The organism is Micromonospora sp. NPDC050397, from assembly GCF_044901685.1.
In the GTDB taxonomy this organism is placed as follows: Bacteria; Actinomycetota; Actinomycetes; order Mycobacteriales; family Micromonosporaceae; genus Micromonospora_G.
Genome location: NZ_JBJDPS010000003.1, coordinates 366,103 through 383,988 on the forward strand (window position 1 = coordinate 366,103; position 17,886 = coordinate 383,988).

Annotated in this window: 13 protein-coding genes and 1 riboswitch; of the genes, 6 read left to right on the forward strand and 7 right to left on the reverse strand. The window is 71.5% G+C overall.

The window, feature by feature from the left end:
- Complete coding sequence (locus tag ACI2K4_RS12590) at positions 1-951, forward strand: LLM class F420-dependent oxidoreductase (RefSeq protein ID WP_404510661.1); 951 nt, start codon at positions 1-3, stop codon at positions 949-951.
- 76 nt (positions 952-1,027) lie between these two features.
- Entirely contained in the window at positions 1,028-3,400 is a 2,373-nt protein-coding gene (locus ACI2K4_RS12595) for a hypothetical protein (RefSeq protein WP_404510663.1), read from the forward strand.
- Positions 3,401-3,515: 115 nt separating this feature from the next.
- Here the strand turns inward: ACI2K4_RS12595 and thiC are convergent, their stop codons facing one another.
- The 7 genes from thiC to thiE form a co-directional block, all read right to left on the reverse strand.
- Positions 3,516-5,108 (reverse strand): phosphomethylpyrimidine synthase ThiC, encoded by a 1,593-nt coding sequence (gene thiC, locus ACI2K4_RS12600; RefSeq protein WP_404510665.1) that lies wholly within the window; start codon positions 5,106-5,108, stop codon positions 3,516-3,518.
- Positions 5,109-5,125: 17 nt separating this feature from the next.
- Entirely contained in the window at positions 5,126-5,920 is a 795-nt protein-coding gene (thiD, locus tag ACI2K4_RS12605) for a bifunctional hydroxymethylpyrimidine kinase/phosphomethylpyrimidine kinase (protein WP_404510667.1), read from the reverse strand.
- Positions 5,917-6,639, reverse strand: a complete 723-nt coding sequence (locus ACI2K4_RS12610; protein ID WP_404511783.1) for a thiamine phosphate synthase — start codon at positions 6,637-6,639, stop codon at positions 5,917-5,919. Before ACI2K4_RS12610 ends, thiD begins: the two co-directional genes overlap by 4 nt.
- A gap of 188 nt (positions 6,640-6,827) precedes the next feature.
- Positions 6,828-7,640, reverse strand: coding sequence for a thiazole synthase (locus ACI2K4_RS12615; RefSeq protein WP_404510669.1), 813 nt, complete (start codon positions 7,638-7,640; stop codon positions 6,828-6,830).
- Between the two features lie 5 nt (positions 7,641-7,645).
- The gene (gene thiS / locus ACI2K4_RS12620) at positions 7,646-7,846 is read right to left on the reverse strand and encodes a sulfur carrier protein ThiS (protein ID WP_404511785.1); all 201 of its coding nucleotides are present in this window, start codon (positions 7,844-7,846) and stop codon (positions 7,646-7,648) included.
- A 20-nt stretch (positions 7,847-7,866) separates the two neighbouring features.
- On the reverse strand, positions 7,867-9,084 hold the full coding sequence (thiO, locus tag ACI2K4_RS12625; protein WP_404510671.1) for a glycine oxidase ThiO: 1,218 nt from the start codon (positions 9,082-9,084) through the stop codon (positions 7,867-7,869).
- A complete protein-coding gene (thiE, locus tag ACI2K4_RS12630) occupies positions 9,078-9,722 on the reverse strand; it encodes a thiamine phosphate synthase (protein ID WP_404510673.1) in 645 nt (214 codons plus the stop codon). Before thiE ends, thiO begins: the two co-directional genes overlap by 7 nt.
- Positions 9,717-9,826, reverse strand: a riboswitch (TPP riboswitch). Its footprint overlaps the gene before it by 6 nt.
- Positions 9,827-10,197: 371 nt before the next feature.
- Between thiE and ACI2K4_RS12635 the strand changes: the two genes are divergently transcribed.
- From ACI2K4_RS12635 to ACI2K4_RS12650, 4 genes are all read left to right on the forward strand, one after another.
- Positions 10,198-16,014, forward strand: a complete 5,817-nt coding sequence (locus tag ACI2K4_RS12635) for a ThuA domain-containing protein (protein WP_404510675.1) — start codon at positions 10,198-10,200, stop codon at positions 16,012-16,014.
- Positions 16,015-16,223: 209 nt separating this feature from the next.
- Positions 16,224-16,745: a hypothetical protein gene (locus tag ACI2K4_RS12640; RefSeq protein ID WP_404510677.1), complete on the forward strand. Its 522-nt coding sequence runs from the start codon at positions 16,224-16,226 to the stop codon at positions 16,743-16,745.
- Positions 16,746-16,748: 3 nt separating this feature from the next.
- Positions 16,749-17,600, forward strand: a complete 852-nt coding sequence (locus ACI2K4_RS12645; protein WP_404510679.1) for a DUF5753 domain-containing protein — start codon at positions 16,749-16,751, stop codon at positions 17,598-17,600.
- 7 nt (positions 17,601-17,607) lie between these two features.
- Positions 17,608-17,814: a DUF397 domain-containing protein gene (locus ACI2K4_RS12650; protein ID WP_404510681.1), complete on the forward strand. Its 207-nt coding sequence runs from the start codon at positions 17,608-17,610 to the stop codon at positions 17,812-17,814.
- The last annotated feature ends 72 nt before the right edge of the window (positions 17,815-17,886 follow it).

The window sequence follows — 17,886 nt, forward strand, 5'->3', positions numbered from 1 at the left end:
GTGCGAGTTTCCATCTTTGTCGAGCCGCATCGCGGCGCCACCTACGACGACCAACTACGCATGGCCCGCCTGGCCGAGGAGTCCGGATTCGACGGCTGGTTCCGGGCGGACCACTACCAGGCGATGGGCGCGGACCTGGGCGAGCCCGGTCCGACCGACGCCTGGATCACCCTGGCCGGCCTGGCCCGGGAGACCTCCACGATCAGGCTGGGCACCCTGGTCACCTCCTCCACCTTCCGGCTGCCCGGCCAGCTCGCCGTGATCGTCGCGCAGGTGGACCAGATGAGCGGCGGCCGGGCCGAGCTCGGCATCGGCGCGGGTTGGTACGAGCGGGAGCACCTGTCGTACGGCATCCCGTTCCCTCCGGTTGGCGAAAGGTTCAGCCGGCTGGCCGAACAACTCGCCGTGGTGACCGGCCTGTGGGGAACGCCACTGGGTGAGCGGTTCAACCACCAGGGCGAGCACTACCGGTTGATCGACGCCCCAGCCCTGCCGAAGCCGGTGCAGGTGCCGGGACCGCCGATCATCGTCGGGGGCAAGGGCCTCAAGCGCACCCCGGCACTGGCCGCCCGCTACGCGACCGAGTTCAACATGCCGTTCAAGTCGGTCAAGGAGACCGCCGAGGCGTACGAGCGGGTGCACGCGGCGTGCCACAAGGTGGACCGGGCCGCAAACGGGCTCGGGCCGCTGCGGCTCTCCGCCGGTGTCGTGGTGGCGATCGGCCGCAACGAGGCCGAGGCCCGGCGCCGCGCCGTTCCGCTGCACGAGAAGAGCGCGCTGCCGCCGGAGGACCCGGTGGTCGGGTCGCCGAACCAGTTGGTCGAGCGGCTCGGGGAGTTCGCGGAGATCGGGACCAGCCGGGTGCACCTTCGCCTGACCGAAATACGTGATCTGGACCACCTGGAACTCATCGCCACCGAGGTGCTGCCCCAACTGGCATCACCGGCGTGACCAGGCAGTCGAAGTAGTCGTCGACGCGCTGACGCCAGGGTGGCGATCGGACCGGAGGGGCCGTAACCTGCCCCGCATGGCCTTTCGGACCTGGGGCAGGGTGCTGCTCGTCGCACTCGGCGTCGGCGTGCTCGCCGGAGCGGGCCAACTCGGCTTCGCGTACGGCTTCGGCATCGTGCGCTTCGCCCGTACCTTCGACTCGACCACGGCCAGTCACTGGACCGCGCAGCTCACCTGGGTGAGTTGGTTCACAATGGTGGCCGGGGTCGTCGGTGCGGTGATCGCCGACCGGCTGGCCCGGCGGTACGACTACCGGCCGACGGTCGCCACCCGGGCGGCGCTCGCCGGCGCCGCCGCGCTCGGTGCCGGCGCCGTCGCGCCGCTCTCCATGCAGCCGGCCCGCGCCGCTGAGGTGGCATCCGTCGACCCGGTGCTCGCCACCGGTCTGGTCGCCACACTGGGTGCGGTGGTCGGGCTGGTAGCGGCGCTGGCCGCGCTGAACTGGTCCCCGATCAGTTGGAACATCGCCCTGCTGACCGGCGGGATCTGGCTGCTGGCGCTGATCTCGGTGATGCCGTCACTCGGCCCGACCGACCCGCTTCCGGCCGTACGACTCGGTGTGCCCGACCCGGCCTGGCTCGGCGCCGGCACCACCCAGCGGCTGGCGGTCGTGACCATGGCGGCGCTGGCCCTGGTGGCCGGCGCGATCAGCGGGGCGGTGGCACGCTTCCGGAAACACCCGACCTCGGTCGTGGCGAGCACGGGCGCGGTTGGCCCGGCGCTGCTCGCCCTGGCCTATCTGAGCGCCGGAACGGGCGGCTCGGCGGACAAGTACCAGGCCGCGCCGTACTGGGGTGCGCTGGTCGCGGTCGGTGCGGGCGCTCTCGGTTCGGTGCTCGCCGCGGTGATGCGCTGGCCACTGACCGCCGAGACAGCCCGGCCGACCCCGCTGGAGCCGACCGAGATCCTCCGCCGGGTGCACGAAGAGCAGCCGGTACGCGACTCCGGACCGGCCGAGACCACTACCGCCCCGCCGCCCGGGGTCCGGGCCGACCGACCCACCGACGCCTGGGCCACCCATCCGACCGAGACCTGGACCGCCCCTGCGGCCAGCGGCACGGCGGACGACCAGCCGGTCATTCCGACCAGCATCCCCGGCCAACGTCGGCCGAGCGAGCAGACCACCCGCCCCACCAGCCCGGCCGCCCCGACCACCAGTGCCGACATCGGCACACCCTCCGTGAACCCGCCGAAGGCGGCCCCACCGTCCGCGACGGCGCAGCCCCCGGCCACGTCACCCACCACGGAGACCCCGCCGACCAGCCCGGTCCGGTCCACGACCGACCCGACCCGGACGGCTACTGGTCCGGCCCCTTTCGCGCCCGAACCGATCCCGACCCGGACGACTACCGGCCCGATCCCCTCCACGCCCGAGCCGATCCGGAGGGTGACGGAGTCGGCTTCGAGCACGGAGCCGGTTGTGCCGCCCGCGCGATCATCGGACCGGCGTCCGGAGCCGGAGTGGGCCGATCCGACGCTCGCCACGCCGGCGACCGGTGACTACTGGCCGTCCACCGTCGACCCGCGTAAGCCGTTCGAGGAACGTACGGACAGCGGCTGGGACGCGTTCGCCGCAGCGAGCCGGCCAGACGGCGGCGGAACAGGATCAGGCAGCAGCGGAACAGGATCGGGCAGCGGCGGGGCAGGATCGGGCAGCACCCCGGAACGCCCCGGCCCGACCGGTCGCGACGTCGACAGCAACGGTGATGGGGGCCGTACCACGTCTCCCCGGCCGGTCGCCTCCGCCGAGCCGTTCGCCACCCCGGAGCCGATCAGCACCGCCAAGCCCGTACGCGCCCCCGAGCCGGTCGGCACCGGCAAGCGTGCCACCCCACCGGAGCCGATCAGCACCCCCAGGCGGGTCACCCCGACCGAACCGGCACCGACCACCAGCAGCCGGCTCACGCCGCCACAACCGGTCACGCCCACGATGGCCACCCCGCCCGAGCCGGGCCGTGCCGCCCGGAAGCCGTCCGAGCCGTCCGTTCCCGAAGCCACCTACCGGGTGCCCGAGCAGGCGACCTCGGCACGGGGCAGCGAGCAGGATGCTCCCGCCGCCTCCACCGAGCCATCGCCCGATTCGCCCTTGGCGGCGCCCTCCGAGACGAAGTCGGCCCGGCCCCGGCGTGGTCTGTTCCGCCGTAACCGGGCGGCCAGCGGCGATGACGAGTCCGGACCGGCCACCAGCACGGACGCCGCCCCCACCGAACCACCTGCCCAGCGTGAACCGCGCGGTCGCGGACGTACGGAACGCGCCGTACCGGAGAAGGACGAGGAGTACGTCGACTGGGTGAGCGGCCTCGGAGCCCCCTCCCCGGGGGAGGACGCACCCCGCGACGACGCCCCCCGCCGTACTCTCCGCTCCACCGGTCGCCACCACGCGGACTGACCCGCACCCTGCCGGCGTACACCGCGCCCCGGCCCGGGACTGTTGATCATGAAGTTGTCGCACCGGAATTTGCCCATACCGGGCGACAACTTCATGATCAACACCTTTCCCCGGTTCAGGCCAGGGGGAGGTAGACCTTGCCGCCGGACTCGACAAACTCGGTCGACTTGTCCCGCATGCCGCGTGCCGCGTACTCCTTGAGCTCCTGCGTGATTTTCATCGAGCAGAACTTCGGGCCGCACATGGAGCAGAAGTGCGCGGTCTTGGCCGGCTCGGCGGGCAGCGTCGCGTCGTGGTACGCCCGTGCCGTCTCCGGGTCGAGCGAGAGGTTGAACTGGTCCTCCCAGCGGAACTCGAACCGGGCCTTGGAGAGCGCGTCGTCCCAGACCTGGGCGCCGGGGTGGCCCTTGGCCAGGTCAGCCGCGTGCGCGGCGATCTTGTACGCGATCACACCCGCCTTGACGTCGTCCCGGTCCGGCAGCCCCAGGTGCTCCTTGGGGGTGACGTAGCAGAGCATCGCGGTGCCGAACATACCGATCATCGCCGCGCCGATGGCCGAGGTGATGTGGTCGTACGCGGGCGCGATGTCGGTGGTGAGTGGACCGAGGGTGTAGAACGGCGCCTCCTGGCAGAGCTCCTGCTGGAGATCGACATTCTCCTTGATCTTGTGCATGGGCACGTGACCCGGTCCTTCGATCATCACCTGGACGTCGTACTCCCAGGCGATTTTTGTCAGTTCGCCGAGAGTACGCAGTTCGGCGAACTGCGCCTCGTCGTTGGCGTCGGCGATCGAACCGGGACGCAGCCCGTCGCCGAGGGAGAAGGTCACGTCATATCGGGCAAGAATCTCGCACAGTTCGCGGAAATTCGTGTATAGGAAATTCTCCTCGTGGTGCGCCAGGCACCAGGCCGCCATGATCGAGCCGCCCCGGGAGACGATCCCGGTGACCCGCTCGACCGCCAGCGGCACGTACCGCATCAGCACCCCGGCGTGCACGGTCATGTAGTCGACGCCCTGCTCGGCCTGCTCGATCACGGTCTCCCGGAACACCTCCCAGGAGAGCTTGACCGGGTCGCCGCCGACCTTCTCCAGCGCCTGGTAGATCGGTACGGTGCCGATCGGAACCGGCGAGTTGCGGACGATCGCCTCCCGCGTCTCGTGGATCCGCTTGCCGGTGGAGAGGTCCATGACCGTGTCCGCACCCCAGCGGGTGGCCCAGGTCAGCTTCTCCACCTCCTCGGCGACCGACGAGGTCACCGCCGAAGTGCCGATGTTGGCGTTCACCTTGACCAGGAACCGACTGCCGATGATCGCCGGCTCGACCTCGGGGTGGTTGACGTTGAGCGGCAGCACCGCCCGGCCCCGGGCGATCTCGTCGCGTACCAGCTCCGCGGGAAGGTTCTCGCGGAGCGCGACAAATTCCATTTCCGGCGTGACGATCCCGGCCCGCGCGTACGCCAACTGGGTCGGCCGTCGACCGTCCACTCCGGCCAGTGGGGTGCCGGCACCACGTACCGGCGCCACGTCACCCCGCTCGGCGATCCAGGGACCGCGCAGCGCCGGCAGCCCGACCTCCGGGTCGCTGCCGGGACCGGAGGTGTCGTACAACCGGACCGGCGGGTTCTCCCCGGCCAGCTCCACCTCCGCGAACGGGACCCGGATGTCGGGCCGCGATCCCTCCACGTACACCTTGCGACGTGCCTGCATGGCAAACCTCCTGCTAGTCAGCGGGACCAACCGAAGTGGTCCAGCGGTCCGTGGCCGGTGCCCAACCTCCAGTCGCGCCCACCGGCGAGCGCGCGGGCGACGTACTCCTTGGCGAAGACAACCGCGGCCGGCACCTCGTCGCCGAGGGCGATTCGGGCGGTGATCGCGGCGGAGAAGGAACAGCCGGTGCCGTGGGTGTTCCTGGTGTCGACGCGCGGACCGGCGAGCAGCCGTGCCGCGCCGCCGGTCCAGAAGACGTCAACCGCCTCGCTCTCCCGGGCGTCGTCGTCACCACCACCGGTGACCACCACGTGTCGTGGCCCCATCGCCGCGATCCGCTCGGCGGCGTCGACCATCTCCCCGGTGGTGCGCACCGGGCGTCCGACGAGGGCCTCGGCCTCCTCCCGGTTCGGCGTCACCACCAGCGCGTACGGCAACAGCCGCTCGACCGCCGCGACCGCGCCGAGCCGGTGACCACTGGTCGAGACGAGCACCGGGTCGACCACCAGGTTCGGCAGCAGTCCGGCACGGGCGTGTGCCGCCACCGCGGTCGCCACCGCCTCGGTGCCGAGCATCCCGGTCTTGGCAGCCAGCACGGGCAGGTCCGCCAGCACCGTGTCGAGCTGGGCGGTGACCAGTTCGGCGGGGGTGGGCAGAACGGCGCGTACCTCCCGGGTGTTCTGCGCGGTGAGCGCGGTGATCACGGAGGTCCCGTAGACGCCGAGGGCCGCGAAGACCTTCAGGTCGGCCTGGATGCCCGCGCCCGCCCCGGAGTCCGACCCGGCGACGGTCAGCGCGACCGCCGGGGTCACCGGCCACCCGCCCGCGTCACGCCCGCGACGGGGTCGGCACCGGCCGACGCCGCCACGCCCGCCTGGGCCACCCCGGCCCCCTTCTCCGTCCCGACCGCTCCGGCCCTCTTCTCCGCCCCGGCCCCCTTCGGCGCCCCGGCCACCCCGGCCGCCTCGAGCAGCCGGGCGACCAGCTCGGCCGGGTCGTCGGCGCGCATCACCGCGCCCATCACCGCCACCCCGACCGCGCCCGCCGCCAGGCAGGCGCTGACCTGGTCGGGGCCGATGACGCCGCCGAGCGCGAGCGCCGGCACCGGCGTACGCCGGACCAGCCGGGCCAGGCCGACCGGTTGCAACGGCGGACCGTAGCCGGGCTTCGAGGGGCTGGGAAAGACCGGGGAGAGGGTCACGTAGTCCTCCGTGGTGAGTCGAACCAGCTCCGCCGGGTCGTGGCAGGACCGGCCGACCAGGGGCAGTTCCGGCGGTGGGTACGGTCCCGCCGACGGCAAATGCACCGAGGTCCCGCCGAGCGGGTCCGGCCCGGCGACCAGGAGGGTCCCGCCGACCGGGGCGAGAATTTCGCGCAGGGCGTCGGCCAGGGCCAGTCGTTCGTCCCGGGGCAGGTCCTTCTCCCGGAGCAACACCCAGCGCGCTCCACCGGCCACCGTCGCCCCGACCACCTCGGTCAGTGGCCGGCGGGCCGACCGTCGGTCGGTGACCACCACCAGCCCGTGCGGCACACCCGGCCCGGTACGCGGCGGCGCCCATTCCGAACCGTCCGGACCGGATCGTTCGAGCGCCGCCGGACCGGAACCGTCCGAACCGGGTCGGCCGGCACCGGCCGACCGCGCGACCGGTGGTGCGCCCGCCGCAGGTCCGGCCGTCACAGGTCCGGCCGTCACAGGTCCGGCCGTCACAGGTCCGGCCGTCACAGGTCCGGCCGTCCCTCGTCCGGGCTGGAGGCCAGTGCGTGGAAGCGTCGCGGAATCCGTCCGGCTCCGGCGGCGAGCCAGCCGGCGTCCACCGCGCAGCGCATGGCGGTGGCCATCCGTACCGGCTCGGCGGCCCGGGTCACCGCGCTGGCCAGCAGCACCCCGTCGCAGCCCAGTTCCATGGCGAGCGCCGCGTCGGAGGCGGTGCCGATACCAGCGTCGAGAATGACCGGGACGTCCACGTTCTGCCGGATCAGTCGGATGTGGTGCTGGTTGCCGATGCCGAGGCCGGAGCCGATCGGGGCACCGGCGGGCATCACCGCCGCACAGCCCGCCTCGGCCAGCCGCCGGGCGAGCACCGGGTCGTCGCTGGTGTACGGCAGCACGGTGAACCCGTCAGCGACAAGCTGGTCGGCGGCGTGCAGCAGCTCGACCGCGTCCGGCAGCAGCGTACGGTCGTCGCCGATCACCTCCAGCTTCACCCACGAGGTGTCGAACGCCTCCCGGGCCAGCCGGGCGACCTTGACCGCCTCGGCGGCGGTGTAACAGCCGGCGGTGTTCGGCAGCAGCCGTACCCCGCACCGGTCGAGCACGTCGAGCAGCCCGCCGTGCATGGTGGCGGCGGTGTCCACCCGGCGCAGCGCCACCGTGACCAGTTCGGTGCCGCTGGCCCGGATCGCCTGCTCCAGGACGTGCAGGTTGGCCGCGCCACCGGTGCCGAGGATCAGTCGTGAGCCGAACGTCTCCCCGCCCAGCTCGAACGGTGCGGTCAGCGGCGCCTTGGTCCCGCTGGCATCGGTCGACAACATCCCGCTCACCCGCCCTGGGCCGCGGTCAGCACCTCGACCCGGTCGCCGGGCCGCAGCACCGCCGCCGGCCAGCCGGTACGCGGCACCACCTCGCCGTTCACCGCGACGGCCACCCCTCGGGTCTGCCCGGTCACGGTGGCTACCAGGTCGGCCACGGTCACTCCCTCGGGCAGCCTGTGGTCCGCCCCGTTCACGGTCAGCTCCACCGAAACCTCACCCTCTCCGCTCACCGGATCTCCTCTCGCCCAGCTCGGCCCGATTCGCCCGTCCCGTTCGGCCCCACCACTCGGCCGGCTCCGGTTCGGAGCGGGCCGAACCGGTCCGGCCGCAACGGCGTCAGCAGCGGATCGGGTACGCCGCCGGTGAGCAGGCCGACGACCAGGTCGGCGGTGACCGGGGTCAGCAGTACGCCGTGCCGGTAGTGCCCACCCGCGACGATCACCCCGGGGCGGTCCGGCAGCGGGCCGACCACCGGGGCGTTGTCCGGCGTACCGGGTCGCCGTCCGGCGGTCGCCTCGACCAGTTCGTACTCGGCCAGTTCGGGGACGAGGTCGGTGGCCGACTGGAGCAGTTCCAGCACCCCGCCCGCGGTGACCGTGGTGTCGCCGCGCTCCTCGACGGTCGCGCCGACCACCACCTCACCGTCGCGTCGGGGCACCAGGTAGACCGAGCGCCCGTCGGCGTAGCCCCGGATCACGTGTCGGAAGCCGGGCGGCTCGCCACCCGGCGCGCGGAGCCGGAGGATCTGCCCCTTGACCGGTCGGATCGGCAGCCCGGTCAGCGCGGCGACACCACAGCCGGCCGCGACCACGACGGTGCCCGCGTCCAACTCGTCGAGGCGGTGCACGGCCGACGGCACCAGCACCACACCGGCTCTGACGGCTGCCGTACGCAGGGCGGTGACCAGCCGTCGCGGATCCACCTGGTGGTCGTCGGGGGCGTGCGCGCCGCCGCGTACCCGGGGGGCGAGCAGCGGTTCGCGCTCGTGCAGTTCGGTGGCGTTCAGCGCGGTGATCGGCAGCCCCAACCCCCGCTGGTACGTCCAGAGCCGGCGTGCCTCGGCCAGGTCGTCGGCGGTACGCCCGACCACCAGCGTGCCCTCGGTGCGGTAGCCGAGTTCGTCCCGCCCGCTCAGTCCGGCGCTCGCCGCGACCTCGCTGGCGAACCCGGGCCACCGGGCGGCGGACTCGAGCAGCAGCCGGGTCAGCGCCTCCTCACCGAAGTACGCCTCCGCGACCGGGGCGAGCATGCCGGCCGCCACCCCGGACGCCCCGCTGCCCGGCTCGGGATCGTGCAGCATCACCCGCAACCCCCGTACGGCGGCCCCCCAGGCCACCGCCAACCCGATCGGTCCACCCCCCACCACCGCCACATCCGCCCGCCGCGCGGTAAGGAAGGGCCCCTTGTTATCGGATTCGGATGTATAGGGGGCCCCTCCTAACATGTCGGGGCTCCGGCGCGTCCGAGCGCGGCGAGCAGTTCGGCGGTGGCCCGGGACGGGTCGGCCACGGACGAGACCGCACCGACCACGGCCACCCCGTACGCTCCCGCCTCCACCAGCGCGGGCACCCGCGCGGCGGTCACCCCACCGATCGCGATCACTGGTACGTCCACCGCTGCGGCCACCCGCGCGATGCCGGCCGGTCCGATCGGTTCGGGCAGCCCGTCCTTGGTCGTGGTGGCGTAACACGGCCCGACGCCGAGGTAACTGGCGCCGTCGGCGACCGCCTCGCGCGCGGTCTCCGGTGCGCGGGCGGTGGCGCCGAGCACCGCGCTCGGCCCCAGCACCCGCCGGGCTGCGTCGACCGGCAGGTCGAGCGCGCCCACGTGCCCACCTGCGGCGTTCGCCGCGAGTGCGACGTGCAGCCGGTCGTTGACCAGGCAGGTGGCGCCGACCGAGGCGCAGAGGTCGACCACCCGCCGGGCCAGGTCGTAGGTCTCGCGGTCGGTCGCGTCGTCCTCGACCCGGACCTGGACCACGAGTTCGGGACCGGCGACGGCGAGCGCCGCACGCACCGTGGCAAGAGGATCACACCCGGTACGGGTGTCGGTGATGAGATGCAGTCGTCCCAGTGGGGGCACGGCAACGCTCCTCCCTGCGCCGGCATTACCCGGATCAGGTTCGACGGTCGGGGGCTTCCAGCCCCCCTCTCAGCCCGGTACACCGGACTCCCGTGGGTTACTTGTCGAACACCCTACGACGGGGAAGCTGATCCGCCAAGGGGAAGAACGTCACAGGGGCGGACCGGAGCGACGAACACAACAGCGGAGACGGCCGGACGGGGGACCCGGAGACACCGATCGGAACGGCGGGATCGCGCTGGGTTTTGTCTGTCCTATCCGGAAGATCCACCTCGGTTACCCAACCGTTACCGGATTTGGCTTGTTGTTGTCTTGCCCGCCTCGCGCTGACCAGCATTAATTTGTTCAGCGACAAGACAAATTTCGGCGGTGCGGCCACGGCGGGCCAGGCTGCCGGAACCCACACCCCCGAACCGGTCTTCGGCGAGCCGGCCGGGGATCCCCCGTTGTCCTCATCGGACGAAGGAGATCCTTCGTGTCAAGACCTCGCCCGCGCCGCGCGCTGCGCGGCGTCCTCAGCCACGCGCTGCTGAGTCTCGCGGTCGCCGTCACCTCGACGGCGACCGCACTCGTAGCAGCGCCGACCGCGGCACAGGCCGCCCCGGCCGCCGCCGCGGCAGACCCCTACTCGGTTCTTGTCTTCTCCAAGACGGCCGGGTTCCGGCACGGCTCCATCCCCTCCGGCATTGCCGCCATCCAGCAGCTCGGGGCGGCGAACGGATTCACCGTCGACGCTACCGAGGACGCGACCGCGTTCAACGACGCCAATCTCGCCAACTACAAGGCTGTGATCTGGCTCTCCACCACCGGTGACGTGCTCGACGACACCCAGCAGGCGTCGTTCGAGCGTTACGTCCGGGCCGGTGGCGGTTACGTCGGCATCCACGCCGCCTCCGACACCGAGTACAACTGGCCGTGGTACGGCAGCCTGGTCGGCGCGTACTTCAACGCGCACCCGGCGAACCAGCAGGCCACGGTCAAGGTCGAGGACCCGGCGCACCCCTCCACCGCCGGACTGCCGGACAAGTGGTCCCGCTTCGACGAGTGGTACAACTTCCGGACCAACCCGCGCGCGAACGTACACGTGCTGGCCAGCCTGGACGAGCGGAGCTACACCCCGGGCACCGGTGCGATGGGCGCCGACCACCCGACCGCCTGGTGCCAGGAGTACGACGGTGGCCGTTCCTGGTACACCGGCGGCGGCCACACCAACGAGTCGTACGCCGAACCGCAGTTCCTCGCCCACCTGCTCGGCGGCATCGAGACCGCCGCGGGTGTCGTGGAGGCCGACTGCGGCGCGACGAAGACCAGCAGCTTCGAGAAGGTGTCGCTGGACAGCAACACCAACAACCCGATGGAGCTGGACATCGCCCCGGACGGGCGGGTCTTCTACGTCGAGCGGGACGGCCGGATCCAGATCATCAAGCCGAACACCGGCACCACGGTCACCGCGGTCACCCTGCCGGTCTTCACCGGCAACGAGGACGGCCTGCTCGGCATCCAGCTCGACCCGGACTTCGCCACCAACAACTGGGTGTACGTCTACTACGCCCCGGCCGGTGGCGCGGCCCGCAACTACCTCTCCCGGTTCACGGTCGAGGGCGACATCATCAACGCGGCCAGCGAGAAGGTCGTGCTCCAGGTCCCGACGCAGCGCAACACCTGCTGCCACGCGGGCGGCAGCATCACCTTCGACAGCCACGGCAACCTCTACCTGGCCCTCGGTGACAACACCAACCCGTTCGAGTCGGACTCGTACACGCCGATCGACGAGCGGCCGGGCCGGCAGGACTTCGACGCGCAGCGCTCCTCGGGCAACACGAACGACCTGCGTGGCAAGGTGCTCCGGATCCACCCGGAGGACGACGGCACCTACACCGTGCCGGCCGGCAACCTCTTCCCGCCGGGCACCGCGCTGACCAAGCCCGAGATCTACGCGATGGGCTTCCGGAACCCGTTCCGGATCGGCATCGACCCGGCCACCGACACCCTGTACGTGGGTGACTACGGACCGGACGCCGGTGCGGCGAACCCGAACCGTGGCCCCGAGGGCACGGTCGAGTGGAACATCGTCGGCCCCGGCAACTACGGCTGGCCGTACTGCCACGGCGCGAACTACGCGTACAACGACTGGACGTTCCCGTCCGGCCCGAGTGGGGCGAAGTTCGACTGCGCCGCGCCGGTCAACAACTCGCCGAACAACACCGGCCTGACCAACCTGCCGCCGGCCATCTCGGCCACGGTCGACTTCGACTACAGCGGCAACCCGCTGTACCCGGAGATCGGCGGCGGCGGCGCCCCGATGGGCGGCCCGGTCTACCGGTACGACGAGAACCTGAACTCGGAGCGGAAGTGGCCGGCGTACTACGACGGCAAGGCGCTGCTCGGCGAGTGGAACCAGAACAAGATGTACACCATGCAGGTCACCGAGGACGGCAAGTCGCTGGTCGACATCAACCAGTTGCTGACCGGCATGACCATGCTGCGGCCGATGGACTTCGAGTTCGGTCCGGACGGGGCGCTGTACCTGATCGAGTGGGGTACCGGCTTCGGCGGCAACAACGACAACTCGGGCATCTACCGGATCGACTACATCGCCGGTGAGCGGTCCCCGATCGCGGTGGCGAACGCCGAGCCGACCTCCGGCCCGGCGCCGCTGGCGGTTCGGTTCTCCAGCGCCGGGTCGCGTGACCCGGACGGTGGCACGCTGACGTACGCCTGGAACTTCGGCGACAACGCCACCTCGACCGACCCGAACCCGTCGCACACGTACGCGGCGGCGGGCAACTACAACGCGCAGCTCACGGTCACCAACCCGAAGGGTCGGACCGCGGTCGCGAACGTACTGGTCACGGTTGGCAACACCGCGCCGACGGTCGCCATCGAGTTCCCGCCGGACGGCGGCTTCTTCGAGTGGGGCGACCTGGTCAAGTACAAGGTCAAGGTGACCGACCCGGAGGACCAGACGATCGACTGTGACCGGGTGGTGCTGCAGTACTACCTGGGCCACGACCAGCACGCGCACCCGTTGCAGTCGTACACCGGCTGTGAGGGTTCGGTCCAGACGCTGCTCGCCTCCGGGCACGGTGCCGAGGCGAACGTCTTCGGTGTGTTCGAGGCGGTCTACACCGACGGCGGCGGCGCCGGCGGTTCGCACGCGCTGACCGGGCGGGCGCTGGAGCAGCTCCAGCCCAAGCGCAAGCAGGCGGAGTACTTCTCCTCCACCGGCCGGCTGCCGGGCAGCGCCAGCACGGGTGACCCGGGTGTGGCGCGGCAGGCGACGACCGACCCCGCCGGCGGGTTCGAGAACATCGGCTGGATCGAGAACGACGACTGGTGGGCCTTTGACCCGGCGAACCTGACCGGCATCGACTCCATCCGGTTCCGCGCGGCCTCGGCCGGCGGCGGCGGGCGGATCGAGGTCCGCGTCGGCGCGCCGGACGGTCCGACGGTCGCCACGGCCGACGTACCGAGCACCGGTGGTTGGCAGACCTTCGTCGACGTCACCGCCAACCTGACCACGCCGAGCACGGTCAGCGGTCCGCTCTACTTCGTGGCCCGCAACCCGGTCGGCTCCAACGGAACCGGCGCGATCATCAACGTGAACTGGGTCGACTTCCTCGGTCGCGGTGTCACCGACAACGCGCCGCCGGTCGTCACCGCTTCGGCGAACCCGACCGCCGGCATCGCGCCGGTGCAGGTCAACTTCACCGGTACGGCGACCGACCCGGAGAACGACGCCCCGTTCACGTACGCCTGGGACTTCGGTGACGGCGGCACGGCGAACACCGCCAACGCCACCCACACCTACACCGTTCCGGGCAACTTCACCGCCACCCTGACCGTGACCGACGCCCGTGGCGCCTCCACGTTCGTCAACATCCCGGTCGAGGTGACCGCGCCGAACACGTCCTGCTTCGGGGCGCGCTCGGACGACTTCACCGGCACCTCGCTGGACAAGTCGCGCTGGTCGACCGTGATCCGGGAGAACCAGCTCTACTCGGTCAGCGGGGGCAACCTGGTGCTGCCGACCGCGGTCGGTGACCTGTACGGCGGCACGAACAACGCCACCAACGTGGTGCTCCAGCCGGCTCCGAACGGTGCCTGGCAGGCGACCACCAAGGTGACGCTGAGCGCGACCGCCAACTACCACCAGGCGGGCCTGATCCTCTACGGCGACGACGCGAACTACGCCAAGGTGGACCTGCTCTACGGCGACAGCCGCAAGATCGAGTTCATCCGGGAGACCGCCGGTACGCCGCGTAACGAGGCCGCCGACGCCATCCCGGCACCGGCCGGACTCGGCGACACGTTCTACGTACGCCTGGCCAGTGACGGCACCAACCTGACCGCGGCCTTCTCGGCCGACGGCCAGACCTTCGTCCCGGTCGGCCGGCCGGCGGCACTGGCCGGGATCGAGAACCCGAAGGTGGGTCTGTTCGCGCTGAACGGCAACACCACCGCCCCGGTGGTGGACGCCAAGTTCGACTGGTTCCAGGTCAGCCCGGACGAGCCGGCCGGCCCGGTCTTGCCGTCCGACGAGTTCGCCGGTAACAGCCTGGACAAGTGCAGGTGGGACGCGATCGTCCGGGAGAACCCGGCCGGTTACCGGGTGACCGGTGGCGGCCTCCAGATCGACGTACCGAACGGCGACATCTACGGGGCCGGTGGCACCCCACCGGCTAACTTCATCCTGCAGAACGCGCCGGCAGGTGACTGGACGATCGAGACCAGGATCGACGGCAGCCAGTTCAACGAGCAGTACCAGCAGGGCGGTCTCCTCGTCTACGGCGACGACGACAACTACCTGAAGCTGGACTTCATCGCCGACAACCAGGCCGGTCAGCCGTTGGTACGGCGGATCGAGTTCCGCAGCGAGATCGGTGCGACCGTGCAGGACCCGCAGCCGAACGCCGGTGACCTGACCCAGGGGATCTGGCACCTGCGGCTGACCAAGGCGGGCACGACGTACACCGCGTCGTACTCGGCGAACGGGACCGACTGGACCACGTTGGGGAGCCTGACCAACGCGGCCGTGGGCGCCACGCCCAAGTTCGGCCTCTTCACCCTCGGCGCCAACCAGCAGGCGTCGAAGCCGGCGACGTTCGACTACTTCCGGGTGAGCACCACGGTCGCCGACGCGACCGCACCGGTGACCACCTCGGCGGTGGCCGGTACGCCGACCGGCGGCTGGCACACCGGCGCCACCACGGTCACCCTGACCGCCACCGACAACGCCGGTGGCAGCGGAGTGGCCAGCACCGAGTACCAGCTCGACGGGGCCACCACCTGGACCACCTACACCGAGCCGATCCTGGTCGCCGGTGACGGTGCCCACCAGGTGCGGTTCCGCTCGACGGACCAGGCCGGCAACACCGAACAGACGAAGACCGTCGACCTGAAGATCGACGCGACCGCGCCGGTCACCTCGGCGACCTTCGCGCCGCCGAGCGACAGCGGTTGGCACGCCGGGACCATCCCGGTGACGCTGGCCGCCCAGGACGCGGGTTCGGGCGTCAGCAAGCTGGAGTGGTCGCTGGACGGCGGCCCCTGGACGCCGTACACCACGGCGGTCAGCGTCACCGGCGACGGGCAGCACGAACTGCTGTACCGGGCCACCGACGCCGCCGGCAACGCGGAGACGCTGAAGTCGGCCGTACTGAAGATCGACGGCAGCAAGCCCACGGTCCTGGTCTCCGGCCTCGCCGACGGCCAGCTCTACGGCGACAGTGCCGACGTCCGGGTCTCCTGGCAGGCGGTCGACCCGACCTCCGGCATCGAGGCCACCATCGCCACGCTGGACGGTCAGCCGTACCAGAACAACACCCTGCAGGCCCTCTACGACCTCTCGCTGGGCCTGCACGAGCTGACCGTGACCGCCACCGACAAGGCCGGCAACCAGACGACCTCGTCGGTACGGTTCTTCGTCACCACCTCGTTCCGGGACATGCAGAACCTGCTGGACCGGTTCAAGGCGACCAACCGGCTCTCCACCAAGGCGCACAAGCAGCTCACCAACAAGCTGACCGCGGTACGCGACTCGGAGGCCGCCGGTAACGACAAGCGGGCCGTGCAGCAGTTGACCGCGTTCAAGGCGCTGGTGGCCGACACCGCGCTGGTCACCGACGCCGATGTGCGTGGGGTCCTGACCAGGGACGCGGACGCGATGATCGTCCGGCTCGGTGGCGCCGCCACCAAGGCGGGCGTGAAGGCGAACGACGACCAGCCGGTCCAAGGGACGGGACGCCTCGCCGAGGACCCGACCCGGATCAAGCAGGGCGGCAAGCTCTAACCGAATCGCACCACCCGTACCACCGCACCAACCCCGGGGCGGCCGGCCAGCCAGGTCGGCCGCCCCGGCGTACCACCAGCCCTCTGCCCCGAACATCTCCCCGCATCGAAAATCGCGACAGCACGGCCACTGCCGCCGGGAGGCTCCACCCGAGCACACTGGACTCCGGCGGCACCGCGACGGGTGTTGGCGCGTCGAAAGGAAGCCTGATGCGAACCCTGCGAGTCCTGCTCGCCGTTCTGGCCCTGATACCGATGCTGCTCCTCCTCGGCGGAACGCCGGCCAGCGCCGCGAACGACGGCAAGCTCACCCTCCAGGTGGCCGGCGACGGCGCCACCGGGGTCACCATCCGGGCCGGTTACGCCGACGGCCACGAGTTGACCAACCTGGTTCGGCTGGTGCTCCGGGCGACCAACGACAACGGGGACGTGGTCGGGCCGATCCAGCTCAACCCCTCCGGCGAGGGACAGGGCTTCTACACCACCGGACCGGTCCTCTCCCCCGGCCGTTGGCAGGTGACGGTCAGCTCACCCGCGCCGAACCCGGCCGAGGTGACGGTGGCGGTCGAGGCCAAGGCGGAGCAGAGCGCGCCGAAGCCGGCACCCGCCACCTCGGTCGCACTGCCGGAGCAGACCGGTCTCGGCGCCGGGGTGTGGTGGCTGATCGGCAGCGCGCTGCTGATCGCCGCCGCCGGTTCGGCGGTCCTGCTGGCTCGCAGCCGTAACGGTTGACCGATGGTGTCACGTCGTTCCCAGCCCGCCGTGGTCGGTCGCGGTCTCGGTGGTCAGCTCCGTGAACTACGGGTACGTCGACGGCTGAGCCTGCGTGAGGTCGCCGCGGAACTCGACTGGCCACCGTCCCGGCTGTCCCGCCTGGAACACGGCCGACAGCACGTACGGCTCGAGGACGCCACCGCCCTGCTGGTCATCTACCGGGTCACCGGCGACGAACGGGCCGCGCTGCTCGGACAGGTCGAACGCACCGCCGAGCCGCGCTGGTGGGATGCGGCGGTCGGCCTCTCCACCGAGTCACGGACGCTGATCCACCTCGAAGCCGAGGCGACCACCATCATCGGCTGCGAGCCGCTGCTCGTACCGGGGCTGCTCCAGACGCCGGACTACACCCGCGCGGTGATGGAGTCGTGCGGGGTCCGCAAGGTGGACACCGAGCCCCGGGTCGAGGCTCGGCTGGCCCGCCAGGCGATCCTGACCCGGGACACGCCTCCGGCGTTGCACGCGCTGATCGACGAGGCCGCGCTGCGCCGCCCGGTCGGCGGTCACCAGGTGATGGCGCGGCAGCTCCGGCACCTGGTCTCGGCGAGCGAGCGACCGAACATCACCCTGCGGGTGGTGCCGCTCGCCGCCGGGGCGCACACCGGCCTGGACGGGGCCTTCGCCCTGCTGGACTTCGCGCGCAACCGGTCGGTCGTCTATCTCGACCACAAGATCTCCGGCCTCTTCCTGGAGGAACGGCACCAGGTCGAGTTCTTCCGGCGGGAGGCGGTCCGGTTGGCGGAGGCCGCCCTGGGACCGGCCGCGTCGGTAAGCTTGATCGCCCGTGTGGCCAGCGAGTACGAGCGGAAATGAGGCCGCGATGACCGGCACCAAGCCCTCCGGCGCCGCCTGGCGCAAGTCCAGCCGCAGCGGCTCGAACGCGAACTGTGTCGAGGTCGCCGGCCCGGCCGGAACCGCCCTCGTCCGGGTACGCGACTCGAAGAACCCGGACGGTCCCGCGCTCGCCTTCGCCGCCCCCGCCTGGTCCGCGTTTGTCGCCGGGCTCGGGCCGCTCGGCCCGAGGTGACGAGGCTCGCTCGGTAAGCCCTTCCCGATCGGCGTGCCTCCCCGACGCGTGGGTCCACCACGCGCCGGGGAC